An 18,100-nucleotide genomic window follows, 5' to 3' on the forward strand; every position below is an offset into this window, starting at 1 on the left:
AATGTTTTTATTTCATCATAGGTTTTATGCTGATGGTTCTCCGATATTCCTGCGGCATCGCTTTGTAAGCACCGAATACACCGCGGGCTGTACAACCGACCCCGGTAGTGGCATAATCGAGATTCAGGGTCATGCCTTTCTGCTTCTGCAATTGGTAGGTATACATCGCTTTCGTCAGGTTATCCGTGCTGTACGGATAAATGTTGAAGTTAAACCATTCGTTCATCTTGAATTGAAGGCCGATGCCTTTGTCCGTAGTCAGTTGCAACCAGCGTACATCTGTCCGCAATCCGTAATCTTGTGGCATTAGATAGGGCTCGTACATAGCTTGTACGGTAGAGGCATATATCCCCGTCGGATAGCCGGTTTTCCGGTCCGGATAGTTCTCTTGCGGTCCTCGGCCGTACCATTTCACTTGGTCGAGCGCATCGCTTACGGTCAGCGTAAGTCCTATACGAGGAAACCAAAGCGGCATTTTCCCTTCAGGCTTCAATACATGGCGTATCTCTATCGTCCCTTCACTATTGATAATATACTCATAGTGGTTGATGATGCCGTTGTTCTGTACTCCTTCGATGTAGAGGTCTTTTTTCTCTTTTTCTCCTTTGCCCATCAATTCCGCATCAATGATGTGTATATGTACGCCTTCGGTGGTTTCGGACACCGAAAAAGAGAGGGGCTGATGTGTCAGGCGGTCAATCCCTGCAGAATACATTTCTGTGGCTACCGTGTATCCGTAACCTTCTTTCCAGTTGGAGGAGCGGGCACTGGAAGCATTCCAGTTGTCCAGCTCATTGGCCAGCGGGGCACGCCAAAGATTCAGCCGGAGCGGTGACTCCAGCAGTTCCATATCTTGAACAACCATCGACGTCAGTTGTCCGTCAGTACGGTTGAAAACATATTTGAAGCCCTCTCCGGAGACAATCAATTCTTTCTCCGAAAGTGAATAGGAAGGTATGCCTTGAACCTTTTCTTCCGAAGAGCATGGCAGGCTCCAAGGCAGTTCAAGTTCTTCCCATGCCACCTCATGTCCGGCTTTTGCCCACAATTCATCTTTTTTCAGGACGGCATGAAGCATCAGGCGGTATTCTTTGCCGGGAATCAGGGCAGGCTTCTTATAAGGTATGTGCACCAGTTCACGACTAAGCGGTGCTGTTGAGAGTGCCAAGTCGCCCGATTGAATAACCTTGTCATCTTCTTTCAATTCCCATCGTATGGCATATCGGGAAGCATTTGTATAATGATTGCGATTCCATAACTCAACGACTCCCTCTGTCACATCCGACATGGAAAAAGAAAGAGGTTGTCCGGTTTTCTTCATTTGCCACATTTCGGGCTGTACGCTACGGTCGGGCCAGATGCTGCCGTACGTACGTGCACCGATGCCGTAACTGTAGAATGTACCATTTTCCGTCTCTTGCTCAAAATCTAGCCACAGAGCGGCTTCTTCCGGGTGAAAAGAGGAAGTCAGTGCCTTGGCGAAAATGCCGACTTCGTCCATTTGAGCATCGCAGATGTAGACCGAAGTCTCTTGGCCGTGTGTTTCTGCATTCCGACCGATGTTGACGGGGTAGGGGAAGTTCCGGATATTGCCCGATGCTTGTGTGGAGGCCTTTTCTGCTCCGTCTATATAGATGGACATTTTCTGTCCGTCGTAGACGCACGTCACTTGATGCCAGTTGTATTCCCAGTCAGTAGGCAAGGAGGCGCATACGGAATGCTTTTTATCAGTATAGATATAAAATTCCAGTTTGTCTTTACCGCGTTGTTGCAGCCCGAACTGATAATTGCCTTTTGTGATGAATGAGCCGCAACTGCTTACCAGTTTCCGGGGGTAGATTCTGCAAGTGAGTGTCAGTTCATTACTGTTCAACTCCACATTGTCTGCACGATAGACCTCTACCCATTGGTCGTGACCGTTCAAGTCCAGCACCGTGTTCTTTCCTTCCTTCACCAAGCGGGCATTTCCCATCAGATGGGCGGGAGTATGGAAGGGCGAAAGGTCGTCCACTTGCCTTATCCGTTCGGTCAGTCCCGGACTTACAAAATCCCAGATGGCCCCTCCTATCAGGCGGGGATGTCGGTAGATGGCTTCCCAATAATCGTCCAGGGCACCGCCGGCATTGCCTGCAACCGATAAGTATTCATCCATAAACGATGGTCGGGAATCCTCTCCTATGCCTACCTGCATTTCCAGTTCCATAGGAGTAGGGTAACGGGGTCCGATAATATCTTCTGCCGGATGGGAGAATGCATTTCCGCCATACATCCAGAAGCGGGTGGGGTCCAGCGATTTCCCTTCTTCAATGGTGTGGGTAATGTTGATACCTTCACCGCTTTCGTTTCCTGCGCTCCAGAACAAGACGCAGGGATGGTTTCTGTCCCGTAACACCATTCTGCGGCATCGCTCGCGATACATCTCTTCGTATTCCGGGAGACTTGAAATCCATTCCGAGGCATGGGCTTCATCGCCCACCTCGTCTATGATATAAAGCCCGTATTCATTGGCCAGTTCCAAATACTTATTCACCGGAGGATAGTGAGAGGTACGTACGGCATTGAAATTAAACTGTTTCAACAATTCAAAATCCTTGCGTATGGTGGCTTCGTCCATGACATGTCCCTCTTCGGGATGCTGCATGTGCGAATTTTGTGCATTGACTTTCAGTGGGATACCGTTAAGATAAAAAACACCGTCTTTGATTTCCGTCTTTTTGAATCCGATGACCGTTTCTATCTTGTCTTTCTGCAGACCGGCCGGATTGGATAATTCCAGACCGAGCGTATAAAGCTCGGGTGTCTCGGCTGTCCATTTCCGGGGTTCTTGTACCAAGGTATGCAACTGTATTGTCTTTTCCGCAGCGTCCATTTCAAATGGAGTTGCGGAAAAGTTACAGATAATCTTGCCGTTTTTATCCTTTAAGTAAGCTTTCAATCCATAATTCTCATTTGGCTTCTTTTGGTAGTCCTTGATTTTTACCTGAATACTTAACTGCGAATCGGTATACGTATTATCAAACTCTGTGATTACTTGCCAGTCGAATATCCTGACAGCAGGTGTGGCGTACAACCATACGTCGTCAAAGATTCCGGCCAGTCGCCAATAATCTTGTCCTTCCAGGTAATAGCCGTCCGAATACTTTAGTACACAGACAGCCAGCGTGTTTTCGCCCGGCTTCAAATAAGGAGTGATGTTGTATTCGGCAGGTTCTTGTGCTCCTTCATTGTAGCCCACTTCATGACCGTTGACCCATACAAAAGAAGCGGATGCCACTTTCTCGAACCTTAAAAATATCTGGTCTTTTGCTGCCCAACTTGCAGGTACCTTGAATGTTCGCCGGTATAGTCCGGTAGGGTTATACTCTTTGGGAGCATGTGGTGGATTCACCCCGAAGGGAGCAGATACATTTCTGAACAGCTTGTCACCATAACCTTGCATTTCCCAGTTTGAGGGAACTTTGATGTCGCCCCATTGCTTATCCGGAAATTCGGGGTTAAAAAAGTGTGCAGGTATCCCTTCCGGTGTATCGCACCAGAAAAACTTCCATGTCCCATTCAGTAGCATGCTCTTTTCGGGCATATGCCAAGCGTGTCCTTCCTCTTGTCCTTTTTCAAATACAGAAGGGTTGTCTATATACCAGAGCATATCCTTAAGGAAGGATTTGTCTTGTGCATAGGATTGCAGGCACAAGGCTACTGAACACAATGGCAGAAACAGTTTTCTCAGATTCATTTTTTTGTAATTCGTGCTGTCCATCCACCGCCGGGTGCCAGTTGTACATTGAGTTTGTCTTTGGCAGTGACGATGCGTACTTCTTTTTTATAGTCGGTAGCTTCACGGTCGGCATTGATGCCGTCGGCAAAGATTTCGGCTTCGTAGTTGCCTTCGCTGAGGAAGGAGAGGTCGATGGTGCAGCTACGCGGAGTCCAGTTGGTCATGCTGCCTACAAACCAAGTGTTTCCTTTGCGGCGTGCTATCGTGATGTATTCGGCTATTTTACCATCAAGAGCAATGGTTTCGTCAAAGGTAGTGGGAACCTTGGCGATGAAGTCGGTGCATTCCTGTTCCTTCATGTATTTGCTGGGACTGTCGGCAAGCATCTGCAAGGGTGCTTCGAAGACGGTGTACATAGCCATCTGGTGTACACGTGTACCTTGACTCATGGGGTGGTCGTTGACGGAGCGGAACAGGGAACGGGTGGCATTTACCATAGCTCCCGGCGTATAGTCCATCGGACCGGCGAGTTGGCGCAGATAGGGGGCGGTAACGTCGTAGCGCGGGAAGTCATGCAAGGGTGCACCGTTCACGATGGGCTCCCACTTGCTGTTTTCCAGTCCTTTCACACCTTCAAAGTTGAGGATGTTGGGATAGGCGCGCTGGATGCCGAAGGGTTTCAGTCCGTGTAGGTCAAGCAACATGTGATGCTTGGCGGCACATGCTGCGAGTTGTTCGGTAGAAGAGATGGCGAGTTGGTCGTCGCGGTCGAAGAAGTCAATTTTGAAACCTTTGATTCCCATTTGTGCGTAGTGGCTGATAACTTGTTCCACGGCAGGGGAGATGTCGCCTCCTCCCGTAAGATTGCGCCAGCTTGCCCAGAGGATGATGCCTATGCCCTTTTGGTTGCCGTATGCCACCAGTTCTTCGAGATTGATTTCGGGACTGATGTCTTCCATTAATGATTCCTTTCCGCTCCAACCTTCGTCGATGATGATATACTCCAGCTGGTTTTCGGCGGCAAAGTCGATGTATTTCTTATAGGTGGGCGTATTCATGCCTGCCTTGAAGTCCACGCCGGTCAGGTTACAAGTATTCCACCAGTCCCATGCCACTTTTCCGGGTTTAATCCAGGATGTGTCAGCGATGCGGCATTCGGGTGCGAGGCGTTGCATCATGTCGTTGTTGGCGAGTTGTGTGTCGTGGGTAACAACAAGCACGGCACGCCAAGGATAGGTCTGTTTCCCTGTGGGACGCCCGTTGGGGCAGAAGTAGGGGGCATTGTTGGGCTTGCTGATAACGTCGGCACGTTTGGTAGGGACGAGGTTCAAGCGGTCATAGCCTCCGATGACTGTTTCCAGTGGATAGGGGGCGAATTCTGCCTTCACTCCGTGGGGCATCTGTGGGTTGGCAGTGAGGAACATGCCGGGATAGTTGGACAATCCGGCTTCCATAATGACGGCTTTCTTTCCGTTCTCCAGTTCTACCATCAGCGGAGTAATGGCAAGCGAGTCTTTGTACATGCGAGAGAGGGGGGCCTCATCGTAGTAGGACTCGAAGGAGTAGCAGTAACGCTCGCCGGCGCGATTGTCGTTAATATAGGGCACGAAAGCGTGGTAATCGCGGTCGAAGTTGAACTCGGCAATCTCGTCCTTCACGCAGAAAGGTTTGCGCAGTTCGGAAACAAAACGATAGGCGGCTCCGTCGTCGTAGGCGCGGAACTGTATGCTATAGCCGTTACGGCATTTCAGCGTGAGTTGGTTATAAGTGTCCTTCACACTCGCCTTTTTGTAGAAAGGAGTGGGGAAGGAAGTGTCGACGGAAGTGCGGGTAGCTTTGGTCACCTTCACATCTTTGCCGAAGGTGAAAGCAATGGGCTTTCCCTCAGATTCAGTGCATTGCATGGCAATGTCTGAAGGCAAAAGAACGGTGGTACCGTCGTGGGCAATCGCCCAGTTGAGGGCTTGTCCGGCTTCGATGTTGACAATTAGTTTTCCGTCCGGTGAATTCAGTTGATATTGCTGTGCTTGTGCCGTCAATGCACAAGAAAGCAATAGGCTGGCGAAACAAGTGCTGATTCTGTTCATTTTTATTTGATTATTGATTATGAATATTTGTTTAATTCCGTGGATATTTAACCGGAATAGCCATCATTTCTTCTAAGAAGAGAGGGTCGTCGAACTGGCAAGTCTGTCGGTTGTATTGTCCCCCCGGAGTGTCCCATAGCATTGGGCACATGCCGCGCGAGTAGATGGCTTCGGTTACGGAAACACAGAAGAGTCTTATCACTTCCTTTGTTCTGTTTCTGGAGTCGGCGCAATATTCGCCTATGATGACGGGGATTCCTTTGTCTACGCAATTCTTCTTCAGTAGGTCCATATTGTCGTTCAGTTCCTTGAAGTCAGCTTCCGTTCCCCAGCTTTCCCGGCCTACACCCCAATCGACAACCTCGCCTCCACCCAGTATGGCAAAGTTTGCGGGAGTATAGTAATGCACTGTAAGAGCAAGTCGGTTTGCGGGATCATTCGGCATCTTGAACAAGGGGTCGTAAGCATACTCCAAGTTGGTGTTGTAGATTTCCACCAACAGATGACGTTTGGCGTTGTTGCCGCCACTGTTTCTTACTATGTCGACAAAGAGCTGGTTGAGGTCGTTCACGTATCCCAGTGCCTTTGCCTTGTCGGCTTCACTACCGCCCCACGGAGTCCAAATCTCATCGTATCCGATTTCATTCATTGGCTCGAACAGTAAGTGGTCACCGTACTTTTCGAAGCGTTCACATATCTGTTTCCAGATGGAAGTGAATTTTTCTTTTGCTTTGCTGTCGGTGGGTACTTGTTTAATCCATTCGTTTTCGTGGTGGATATTGATGATAGCCACCATGCCACAGTCGAGGGTCCAGTTTAGGATTTTCTCTACGCGGTCCATCAGGTCAGGATGCACTTTGAAGTCGTCGGACAGCAGATTGCCCCAGCTGACCGGTATGCGCAGAGATGAGTAGCCCGCTTTGGCATATCCTTCAATGATTTCTTGTGTGATAATAGGGCTTCCCCATGCTTGTTCGTAATTGAGAATGTTGCTTGGGTCTATCCAGTCGCCCACGGCATCCAGCGTGTTGCCTAGGTTGATGCCCAGTCCCATTTCGTTAATCAGTTGGTGGGTTGTGAGATTCTCGCGTACAGTGTATTTTTCCGGTTCATCGCTTTGGATATAGGCCGCCTGCTCCACGTTGATTTCTTGTATATGCTCCTTTACGCTGACGGTGATGATGGCGTTGCGCACGTCGGGCGTAGTGTTGGGTTCTACGGTTATGTTATAGATTGCCTGTACGGGAGTGCTGCTTTCCGAGGTTACTTTGCACCATGCTTCCGAACTTTGGAAAGTGGCTGGTTCATTGGGGGTGATACCGAATTTCTTGCTACCACCCGTTTGTTCAAAATGGAAAGAAGTAGGCTCTACGATGATTTTCAGCTCCTTTTTATCGTCAGAGCAAGCTGTCATCAGAAATAGAACCAGGCTGGTTAATAAGGTTTTCTTGAAGATTTGTGTCATGGTATCGGTAAAATTTCGTTTTAATAATTTCGGTGTATTTATTTTTAGACGCTGATTCAATTGAATCAGCGTCTAAGAGTTTAAAAGAAGGTGTCACTTTGTGTAATCCTGTGCCAGAATTTAATTCAAATTATTGTATCTTGACAACTCGGAAATTATCAAAATACATTTCGATGTTGTATGGACCGTTTTCGCTGGGATTTGTCATCTGGAGTGCCAACTCGTCACCGTCACGTTTTTGGAACTCGCCCCAAGTGGTTTCGTCTACCAGTTCGGAGAGCGGAATGCTGCACTGCATCCATTGGCCTACTTCGGTTTTTCCGGTGAAGTCGCTCACCGGACGATAGTTCGTGTAGTTGTGAGCCTCATTCCCTTTGAGGTAGATGCGGAATACAGGACCTTCGCCATATTCCACTGCCACGAAGCATTCGAACTGCAAAGCCAGTTCGGAAGTCGGTGTATCGGTAGGCAGGAAGGCTGTGTCAATGCCCCATACGGCACCGTTCTGCAATTGGCCCCACCAGTAATTCCATGCTGAAAGTTCCCCTGATATGCTGTAGCATTTACCATCCGAGAAGAAAGGAGCTGCTGTACCGTCGGCAGTGACGGGTACAGCTTGCCCGCCCCAGGAGAACCAACCGATGTTGTCATAGTTCAATACTATATTCTCCAAAGGATAGAAGCCCGGAACTTCGGCAGTACCGCCCATTGTGGTAATGGCGAGTGAGCAAGTGCCTTGCGGTGCACGCGGCATGGTAAAGGTAAGCATATCGTTAGCTTCGCTTACGGTAACAGTAGAGAGATCTACCGAGCGATTGCCCATTGTGATGGAGGCGATATCCATAAAATTCTGTCCCAGTACGGTAACTGTGGTACCCGTGATAGGCATCATGGAGCTTACCTTGCTGATACTTGGTGGGAGGGCTGTGCGACGGAAGGGAGTAAATGCGGATGCGGTATAGCACTCCACTACCAGACTGCCTTCATCAATCAGGCCTGCGGGAGCATTGAATGATATTTCGTCAAAGTTCTTGTTTACCGTGTAGTCCGTTACTTCTACCGAAACAGGTGCATTGGTGATGTCGTCCACGGCAGTGGTGAAATAAACGCGCTGAATTTCGTAGAAGTTACCGCCCACGATGCGCAGAGGCGTGCCCGTCTCCACGGGGAAGGTTGTGGCTACACGGGTGATGTAGGGTGCGGGCGAGAGTACATGCATGGAGTACGTGGCAATGCCGTGCGAGGTCTCGATACGCAGTTCGCCTTTCAGTTCGGGGTTGGCACCCGTCAGTTGCAATTCGCCGGGGATAGTGAGGATGAGACTGGTGGAAGTGCCGTAGTTGCTATTGAACGAAACTTCTTGTTCGTTGATGAACACTTTCCGCACATTATTCAGATTTTCGCCGATGACTACAATCATGGTGCCCGGATTTACATCGGTGAACGTACTGTCGGCCTTCTCTGGGTCGACAAGACGGATGTGGTGGATTACGGGAACACCGCCGCCCTCGTCATCGTTGCAGGCGGTGAAAAGGTTGCATGCCAACAGGATGGTGAGCAACACAAAAGGAAAATGTATATATTTCATATTAAAGTCGTTATTTGAGATAATGAATGTATAACTTGGTTTATTCACTGAATTCGTATGCTACCGGTTCTTCGTTCAGTAGCGGATTCTGGATGACATCGCTTTCCGGATAAGGCATCAGGATGTTGCCGTGGTGGATTTCGATGTTCTCGCCCGGTTCCTGCCAATTTTCTATGCCTTCGAGGAAAGTGTCGCCTTCTTTCTTGCCGAAGTGGAGGTAACCGTCTTCGTCTTTCACGATGAGGTCTACTGTGTAGCCGCGGTGTTGGTTCTGGAAGTAATTCAGCATGTAGTCGGGTTTCCAGTGATACCACGATACCATGTCATACCAGTTACAATACTCCATCGAGAACTCTACGCGGCGTTCGCGAATGATGTCTTCGAAGGTTACGCGTTCCTTGCGGGGGATACGTGCACGGTCGCGCACCTGGTTCAATGCTTCCAGGCCGGGACCACCGGTCAGTTCTTCGCTGTTGCCCAGACAAGCTTCGGCATAGGTCAGGTAAACATCGGCAAGGCGTAGGATGTAGGTGTTGAGCGGAGAGTTCATGGACTGGATATAACCGTCGTTGTCGTCGTCCGGACCGCCCGGTACACCTTTTTTAATGCAAGAGGTGGCGCCGTCGTAAGTATAACCACCGTCGGCAATGCAGATGTATGAATAGTATGTACCCGGTGTGCAGAAGGTGGCGTTGCGGCGGATAGTGTCGCCCAACTCATATTGCTGGAGCATATCTATACTTGCCTGATAGCTGCTCCATACGTTTACACCGCCGGTCATCTTGCTGTTGCCGGCGAGGTCGGCAAGCAGAGTGTTGCATACGCCCCAATCACCCAGTGGCACCCACTGCATGGCAATGAGCGATTCGGGATTGTTGTTGTGCTTATACTTGAAGAGGTCTTCATAGTTTTCGTAAAGGCTGATGCCGCTGTTGTTTATCACGTCGGCGGCCAGTTCCTTGGCTTTCTCCAGGTCGGCGTTGTCGCGTGTGCCTCCTTTCCAGCCTGAGCGGGCGAGGTAGACTTTGGCAAGCATGCCTTTTGCACCCCATGCGTTGACACGTCCTTTGGCGGTTGCCACTTCAGGAAGATTCTCGACTGCATAAGTGAGGTCACGAATAACGAGTTCCAGCACATCTTCTTCACGGTGGAGCGGTTGCATGGGATTGGCAACCACTTTGTCGTTGTCTTCGATGATGATAACCGGTCCCCAGAGGCGAACCATGTAGAAGTAGGCACAAGCACGCATCAGGCGGGCTTCGGCAATGGCTGTGCGCTTGGCACGTTCGCTTACGCTGTTGCTACATTTGGTCTGCACATCACTGATAACTGCATTGGCCATTGTAATGACCGAGTAGAAACCTGTCCATGCATTGGCAAGGTTTTCGCTCAGGGCTGTCACCTTGAAGTTGGTGAACTCGGGAGCTCCCCAGCGACTGAAGTTATCGTTGGCACGGTTACTGCCCAGCGGCACGATGGCGCGGGAGTTGAGGTCGAACCATGCACGGTTGTAAAGCGGTGCAGTGGCTTGTTCGAGTGCATCGTCGGAAGTGTAGTATGTCACATCTACGTAGTTTCCTTCGGGAGCACGTTCCAAAAATGAGTCGCTGCATGCCGTAAGCAGAAGGAGCGATGATATAAGGGTTAGAAATCTGTGTTTCATAACTATATTGAGATTTTAAATGATAAATGATTTGTCTGGCTCATTAGAAATTGAAGTTAAGGCCAAATGTATAGATACGTTGCGAAGGATAGCGCGCATCGTCCACACCACGTAGCAATACATTGTAGTTCAAAGCGCCTATTTCGGGATCGTAGCCTTTGTAGCCTGTGATGGTACAGAGGTTCTGGATGTTGACGTAGAGGCGCAGATGGTCTATCTGCAAACGGCGCAACCATTTCTGTGGGAAGGTGTACCCCAGCGAGATGTTTTTTATGCGGAGGTAGGAAGCGTCTTCAACAAAGCGGTCGGAGATACGGTTGTTGTCGTTGGCGCTACTGGTAGTGATGCGTTGTACTTTGGCTGCATCGGCGTTGGCCACGTAAACATTGGAAAGTACCTCGTCGCCCACTTCGGGGTCGTGCATGGCGATTTGGGCAATGCCGGTAGCTTCTTTCAGCAGGTTGCTGTTACGCATGGGATCGGTGAAGGTGCGGCGAATCAGGTTGATAGCCTTGTTGCCCACCGAGCCGTTCAGGAAGATGTTGAGGTCAAATCCTTTATAAGAAAGGTAGTTGTTGAAGCCGAACGTGAATTTGGGTGCCGGATTGCCGAGGAACGTGCGGTCTTTCTCATCAATTACACCGTTGTTGTCGCGGTCTTCATAGATGTAGTCACCTACCCAGATGCCCGATTTGCCGATGGTCTGGTCTTTCGGGATGGCTACTTGGATGCGGTTGCCCGTTTCGTCGAGCAGGAAGTTGCCGTCGGCACCTTTCTTGTAGAAATCTCCTTCTTCCTTGAACATACCGATTACTTTATAGCCGTAGAACTGCCCGACCGGTTCGCCCACCATGGTGTAGGTCAGTGTTTCCGAACCGTTGATTCCCGAAATAGCGGATGATTCGGAGTAGAGCTTCGTCACTTCGTTGTGGTTGATGGAGAAGGTGAGTCCTGAGGTCCAGGTGAAATCACGTGTCTGGATGTTGTGCGTGTTCAGGGTAAATTCTACACCTTTGTTGGTCATGGCACCGGCATTGACCCACGGTGCACGAATCAGACCGCTTACGTAGGTAGGAAGAGAAGCTTGCATCAGCAGATTGTCCGTTTTCTTGTAATAAGCATCGGCGATGAACTCTATGCGGTTGTTGAAGAGGGCGAGGTCGAGTCCTACATTGAAGGAGTTTGTTTCTTCCCACTTCAGTTCACGATTAGGATAGTTGCCTGCATAGAAACCAGTACCCCAGATGGAGGCTGCCGAAGCCATGGTGACGCCGTAGGCATAGGAACCCGCCCATTGGTTACCTACTACACCCCAACCCAGGCGGAGTTTCAGTGAGTTGATGGCTTCCACATCTTTGAGGAAAGCTTCGTTGTTGACTTTCCAAGCCAATGCTACCGAAGGGAACCAACCCCAACGACTTTCTTTGGCAAACGAAGACGAACCGTCGGCACGGAGCGTAGCGGTCAGCAAGTAGCGGTCGTCGTAGTTGTAGTTCAGACGGCCGAAGTATGATTCGATGGCGGATGAACCACGGGAACTGTTGGCTTTTGCTGTTGTGGCATCACCCGCATCCAGTTCGTGTACGGAGTTGAAGAGGAAGTTGGTACGGCTGCCGCTCAGCGACTCGTACTTGTTTTCTTGCGCTTCGTGTCCCAGCATGGCAGAGAGGCCGTGTTTGCCGAAGGTATTATTATAAGTAAAGTAAGTTTTCAATGTCCAGTTGCTTCCGTTGCCGGCTCCACGGCTTGCTGACGACTGCTGCTTGAAGTGCTCGTAGTCGTAGGAGGGGGTAAACTTATAGTCGTTGCTGTAATTGAAGTTGGCGGCATATTCCGTGCGGAATACGAGTCCTTTCCACAGCTTGATGTCGGCAAAGGCGTTGACATAGACTTGTGTGTTGCGACTATAGTTTTCATTTTGGATAAGGTCGGAGAGGGGGTTGGAGAAGTAAGTTCCATACATGTTCTCCGTCTGCATGCCGAAACTGCCGTCCGGGTTGCGGGCAGGCACTTCGGGGAGCTGGTTCAGGGCATTGTAGATGGCACCCGAACCGTCTACGTTGTTGGTCTGCTGTGTACGGGCTACGGAGGCGCGCAAGCCGGTGGTGAGCCACTTGTTGATGTCGTTGTCCATGTTGACGCGGAAAGAGAAACGCTCAAAGTCCGAACCGAATACAATACCGTCTTGCTGCATGTAGCCGCCGGAGAGCGAGTATTTCATGCTCTTCGAACCTCCGGAGATGTTTATCTGATGGTTGTGCATCGGGGCAGTGCGGAAGATTTCATTCTGCCAGTCGGTACCGCGGCTGAGGAGTGAGGGGTCTTTGAACTCTTCGCGTGCACCGAAGCCGATGGTGGCGGCGCGGAGGTTCTGGTAAACTGCATATTCGGGGAGTGTCAGTGTTTCCAGTTTCTTGGGAAGCTGTTGCAAGGCATAGTAACCTTCGTAGGAGACCTTCGTTTTGCCCTCTTCGCCCTGACGGGTGGTGATGAGTACTACACCGTTGGAGGCGCGGCTACCATAGATGGCTGTGGCCGATGCATCTTTCAATACTTCCATGGAAACGATGTCTGCAGGGTTGATGGAACTGAGCACGCTGCTGTTGCTGGTGTTGTTGCCTGAGATGGCTACACCGTCGATAACGTAGAGCGGTTCGTTGCCGTTCAAGGAGTTGATACCACGGATGCTGACCGAGATACCGCCACCCGGAGTTCCGGAATTCTGGGTCACCTGCACACCGGCGGCACGTCCTTGCAAAGCTTGGTCGAGCGAGGTGACTACGGACTTTTTCAGTTCGTCACCCGTCACGCTGACTACGGAACCGGTCAGGTCACTGCGTTTCATCGTACCGTATCCCACTACTACTACTTCGTCCAGCATCTCATTGTCTTCTTGCAGCAGTATGTCGATGCGGGTGGTGCGCTCTACTTTCACCTCTTTGGTGCGGTAGCCGATGTAAGAGACTATCAATGTTTGTCCCAGATTTGCCTGGATGGTGTAACGGCCGTCGATGTCGGTAATGCCGCCCGTATTGGTTTCTTTCACTTTGACGGTGGCTCCTACAAGTGGCTCACCGCCCGATTCTGATTTAACGATACCGGATACTGTTTTGGTTTGTCCATACGTGGAAACAATACCCAAACCTAGTAACACGATAACAAGCAATTGTCTCAATTTTGTCCATTCCCATTGAGAGCATACATTTGCGTGTAACTTCATAATACTTTAATTTAAGATTTAAAAATAACTGTTATTAAAAGCTACTGCAAATATGGAAAGTTATCATAATAGCATAGGTCTATCATGTCTCAAATAACATACCTTTATGTTTCAAGTTATCATTTTAGACTGCGGATGTAATCAGATGGTGATATTCCAAATTCATTCTTGAAGTTTACAGTGAACCTTTTTGGAGAACTGAATCCCACCTCATAGGCAATTTCTGCAATTTGTTTCTGGCTTTCCTTTAGAAGTTGCTTACTGCGCTTCAAACGGATAATCCGGATGAATTCTGCCGGACCTTTACCGGTGATACACATCAGCTTTTTGTAGAGATGGCTACGACTCAACCCCAATTCTGCTCCTAACATTTCCACAGAGAAGTCGGAATCACTCATGCGCTCTTCTACTATTTTGATAGCTTTTTCAATAAATTGTTCGTCTAGTGGAGTGATTGTTATTTCATTAGGTGTCACTTCTATTTTCTGACTGAATTTACGATGGCTTTTTTCTGTCCATTCAATAAATTTCCTGATGCGCAGCTTTAGTAATTTGAAGTCAAAAGGCTTTACGATATAGTCATCGGCTCCTTGCTCAAATCCTTCACTTTTGTATTCTTCTGCCATACGGGCTGTAAGCAATATAACGGGAATGTGGGACCATTGCATGTTTGTTTTGATTTGCCGACATAGCTCTGTTCCATTCATCACTGGCATCATGATGTCGCTTATTACAATATTGACACTGTTTTTTTCTAATATCTTCAATGCCTCTGCTCCATTGTAGGCAACCTGTATGGCGTATTCATCGGACAGGTATTCAGACATGAAACTACAGAAATCCTTGTTGTCGTCCACCAACAAGATGGTATACCGCAATTCTTCCGCATTTGGAACGGGAAGTTCATTCGGAGCTTTGTCATTGTTTAGCAGTTCCGGAAGTAATTCCTCCTTTTCACTGGCATATGTGACGATAGGCAATTTAACGGTAAATACGGAACCTTTAGGAAAATTGTCTGTAACGGAGATTGTTCCTTTGTGTAGATGTACATATTCGTTTGCAATATGCAGGCCGATTCCACTGCCGGTTTTTTCCGAAGTTTGTTGCACCTGATAAAAACGTTCGAAGATATGTTTCTTGTCTTTGTCTATGATACCTTGTCCGTTGTCTGCCACACAGATGCATACATTGTCATCTTCGCGATAAAGATGTACATTGATTTCTCCTTTATCAGGAGTGTATTTGAAGGCATTGGACAACAAGTTGTTCATTACTTTTTTTATTTTAACCGGATCGAAGGACATGTTCAGGTTTTCTACTTCGCACATGAAACAGAAGCTGATGGTATGGTCAAGAGCATACTCTTGAAAAGTACTGCAAATCTCGCGGATAAAGTTGACAATATCTCCCGATTTGTAATGAGCTGTCTCGGCTCCTACATCCAGTTTCCGGAAATCAAGCAGAGAGTTTATCGATGTAAGTAATTGTTGTGCATTTTTATTGATTGTATTTAGTTTTTTGCGTATTCCGTCATCCAGGGTTTCTGACAATAACATTTGTAACGGGCTAATGATAAGCGTCAGTGGTGTACGTAAATCATGGCTTATATTTGTAAAGAACTTTAGCTTCATCTCATTCAGGAGCAACTTTTGTTCTTGCTCCAGTTTTGCTCGTTGTTGCTCCAGTCTTATGTTGTGATGCTTTTTGAATCGGTATATTACATAGGATATTATACCAATGGCAAACAATATGTATAAGATGATAGCAACATTACATAAATATATTGGAGATGAAACGGTTATATTCAACTCACTAGCTTCGTCATTCCATATACCGTCACTGTTACAAGCTTTAATCAATAGTTTGTAATTGCCAGGAGGAAGGGTGGTGAAAGCTACTTTGTTCTCGTTTGTATAGTACCATTGGGTATTTAATCCTTCCAGTTTATAGGCATATCTTATTTTATCAGCATTCAGCAAATCGCCTGCGGCAAATTCGATGGAGATTAAATAATCGTCATATCTGACAGACAATGATGGGGTTCTGCCAAGTACAGTTGTTAATAGTTTACGCCCTTCATATATTGAGTCTACTTCTATATGTTGATTGCCAATGGTCAGATTTGTAAAATACACCTTTGCCAGCGGTCGGCTCTTTTCGGTCAGCTTGTTCGGATTTATAGATGTATAGCCACTGGTGCCTCCCAGCAGTAAATCTCCGCTGGACAATTTACAAGCGGAATGGGAGTTGAAATGATTTTCTGGCAATCCGTCTCTGGTAGAAAGATTCTTGAAAGAAAAGTCTACTCCTTCCTGGGTGTCTGGGGTTACTTCCAATATAGACAATCCGTTACTTGTTGCAAGCCACATGTTACCATGATTGTCTTGGGTTATACTGTTAATGAGATTGTCACACAATCCGTTGTTTACGTCGAACCAGTGTAGTGAATCATTTTTTAAGTCCCAGGCAGTCAATCCTTGTTTATGGGCTAACCACAATATATCTCTGTCGTCCTTGAATACAGTGGAAATGAAGAGCTGCTTGAATGGCTGTGTCTCTTTTCGATTGGCATAAATCATTTCGGGTTTTCTCGTCACGATGTCCATTACACAGAGTCCGTATGTAGTCCCGATATACATTTTGTCTCCATAGTCATAACAGATATTGAGTACATTGATATTATTCCCATCAGGTAGTAGATAACTTGTCGCAGTATTTGCGTCCGGATTAAAACAAACCAAAGTTTCCAGTACATAACCTATCCATAAGTTTCCATATCGGTCTTCCTTCATACTCCATACGCCACTGTATGGCAGTTGGCTGTTCTCTGGAGTAAAATGGCGAATACTGTTGTTCTCATAGCAGAACAATCCGTCTTGATAACTTCCTGCCCAAATCCGTCCTTTATGGTCTTCGAGAAGACTGATGATGGCTATGTCGGGGATGGATAGTTTGCGAATGGCAAATCCTTTTTGCTTTTCTTTTACATAAAGTCCGTTCCCATCTGTTCCCAGCCAAATGTTTCCGGCCTTATCCTCTAAAATGGAGGCTATATCACCGCATTCTTTATGCTGGGTATCAATAAATTCATGGAAGCTTTCGTGATAATAAGAAACTCCTTTTTTGAAATTTCCTAACCAAATGACGCCTGAATCATCACGGTAGATTGTATTTATTCTGTTGGAAGCAAGGGATGTGGAAGACATAGGGGTATTCAGGAGGTTGACAAGGTTATCATTTACGTAGTCATAAATGAATACTCCTTTATGGTCCGTTCCTATCCAGACATGTCCGTTCGAGTCATCCAGTATGCTCCTTACCGCATTACTTTTTGTCTCTATTTTGGAATGGAGATTGATTTGGTTCCATTCCGATTTTATGTTTTTCTTATAGAATATTTGTTCATCGGTATATGAATATAGCCAGATGCCTCCATGATAATCAGTGTATATGTGCTTTTCGATAATAGAGTTGGAGGGTAAGCTGATGTTATCTACCCGTTTACATTTCTTTGCGTTGTTCTCTAGTTTCAATAAGGTCGAATTCCAAAGAAGATATAGGTTTTCACCATCATCGCTGATACTCAGTTCCGGAGTTTCTTCTGGAAAGTTTTCTATTTTGAATGTTTTAAGGGTTTTATGAGAAAAATTGAAGTAAAAAGCATTTTGGCCTTGCAGTACCCATAAATTGTGTCTTTTGTCAACATGTACTTTGTAGGTACCATTTATCTGGATGCCTATTTTAAGGAGGTATGAGGGAATATCGGTAATGAAGTTGTCTTTGTCTCGGTCGTATATACAATATCTTGCCTCGCTTCCAATCCACAAATTGCCCAAACCGTCTTCCTGTAAGTTCCAGATGTCGTTAGACAATAAAGAATGGATGTCTTTTTCTTTGGGTTGATACACTTTAAAGCTATATCCGTCGTATCGGTTCAATCCATTGGCGGTCCCTATCCATAAAAAGCCTTCACAGTCTTTCAATATGGTTTTTACGTTATTGTTTGAAAGCCCGTTTTCTACTTTCAGATGGCGAAATACATACGGAGTTTGTCCTGCTAACGGCAGATAAGCCAGTAACAGAATAATGAGGGGGAACACTAATTTGTGTAAATAGTTTGTAAAAGACATACTATATAATCTGAAATTGAATTCTCAAAGATAGCAATATCTTATTTAAATAAACGTAAATATGTTGCATTAATAGGTCTGTAATGTTGCATCGCGGTCGTATAAGTCTTAAACATGCCATCCGTTTGTTGTCTTGCGTGTCTTGAAGTGTTTTTCTCATTTATTATTCAACATTTATTTCATACCTTTGCAGGGAAGGACTGGTTCCTGCCAATATGATTAACCTTCTAAT

General features: G+C 47.2%; 7 protein-coding genes. All 7 read right to left on the reverse strand.

The window, feature by feature from the left end:
- Positions 1-7 precede the first annotated feature (7 nt).
- A complete protein-coding gene (locus tag DW947_RS12555; protein ID WP_227212764.1) occupies positions 8-3,733 on the reverse strand; it encodes a glycoside hydrolase family 2 TIM barrel-domain containing protein in 3,726 nt (1,241 codons plus the stop codon).
- Positions 3,730-5,802, reverse strand: a complete 2,073-nt coding sequence (locus DW947_RS12560; RefSeq protein WP_005834638.1) for a glycoside hydrolase family 97 protein — start codon at positions 5,800-5,802, stop codon at positions 3,730-3,732. The genes DW947_RS12555 and DW947_RS12560 overlap by 4 nt, the downstream gene beginning before the upstream one ends.
- A gap of 31 nt (positions 5,803-5,833) precedes the next feature.
- The gene (locus DW947_RS12565; protein ID WP_005830286.1) at positions 5,834-7,267 is read right to left on the reverse strand and encodes a cellulase family glycosylhydrolase; all 1,434 of its coding nucleotides are present in this window, start codon (positions 7,265-7,267) and stop codon (positions 5,834-5,836) included.
- A gap of 130 nt (positions 7,268-7,397) precedes the next feature.
- The gene (locus DW947_RS12570) at positions 7,398-8,855 is read right to left on the reverse strand and encodes a glycan-binding surface protein (RefSeq protein WP_057281386.1); all 1,458 of its coding nucleotides are present in this window, start codon (positions 8,853-8,855) and stop codon (positions 7,398-7,400) included.
- 40 nt (positions 8,856-8,895) lie between these two features.
- Positions 8,896-10,518 (reverse strand): RagB/SusD family nutrient uptake outer membrane protein, encoded by a 1,623-nt coding sequence (locus DW947_RS12575; protein WP_009037735.1) that lies wholly within the window; start codon positions 10,516-10,518, stop codon positions 8,896-8,898.
- 43 nt (positions 10,519-10,561) lie between these two features.
- A complete protein-coding gene (locus DW947_RS12580) occupies positions 10,562-13,738 on the reverse strand; it encodes a SusC/RagA family TonB-linked outer membrane protein (protein WP_005834643.1) in 3,177 nt (1,058 codons plus the stop codon).
- Positions 13,739-13,857: 119 nt separating this feature from the next.
- On the reverse strand, positions 13,858-17,868 hold the full coding sequence (locus tag DW947_RS12585; protein ID WP_057281385.1) for a hybrid sensor histidine kinase/response regulator transcription factor: 4,011 nt from the start codon (positions 17,866-17,868) through the stop codon (positions 13,858-13,860).
- Between the last annotated feature and the right edge of the window lie 232 nt (positions 17,869-18,100).

Origin of the sequence: Bacteroides sp. AM44-19, from assembly GCF_003603395.1 — a bacterium.
GTDB lineage: Bacteria > Bacteroidota > Bacteroidia > Bacteroidales > Bacteroidaceae > Bacteroides > Bacteroides uniformis.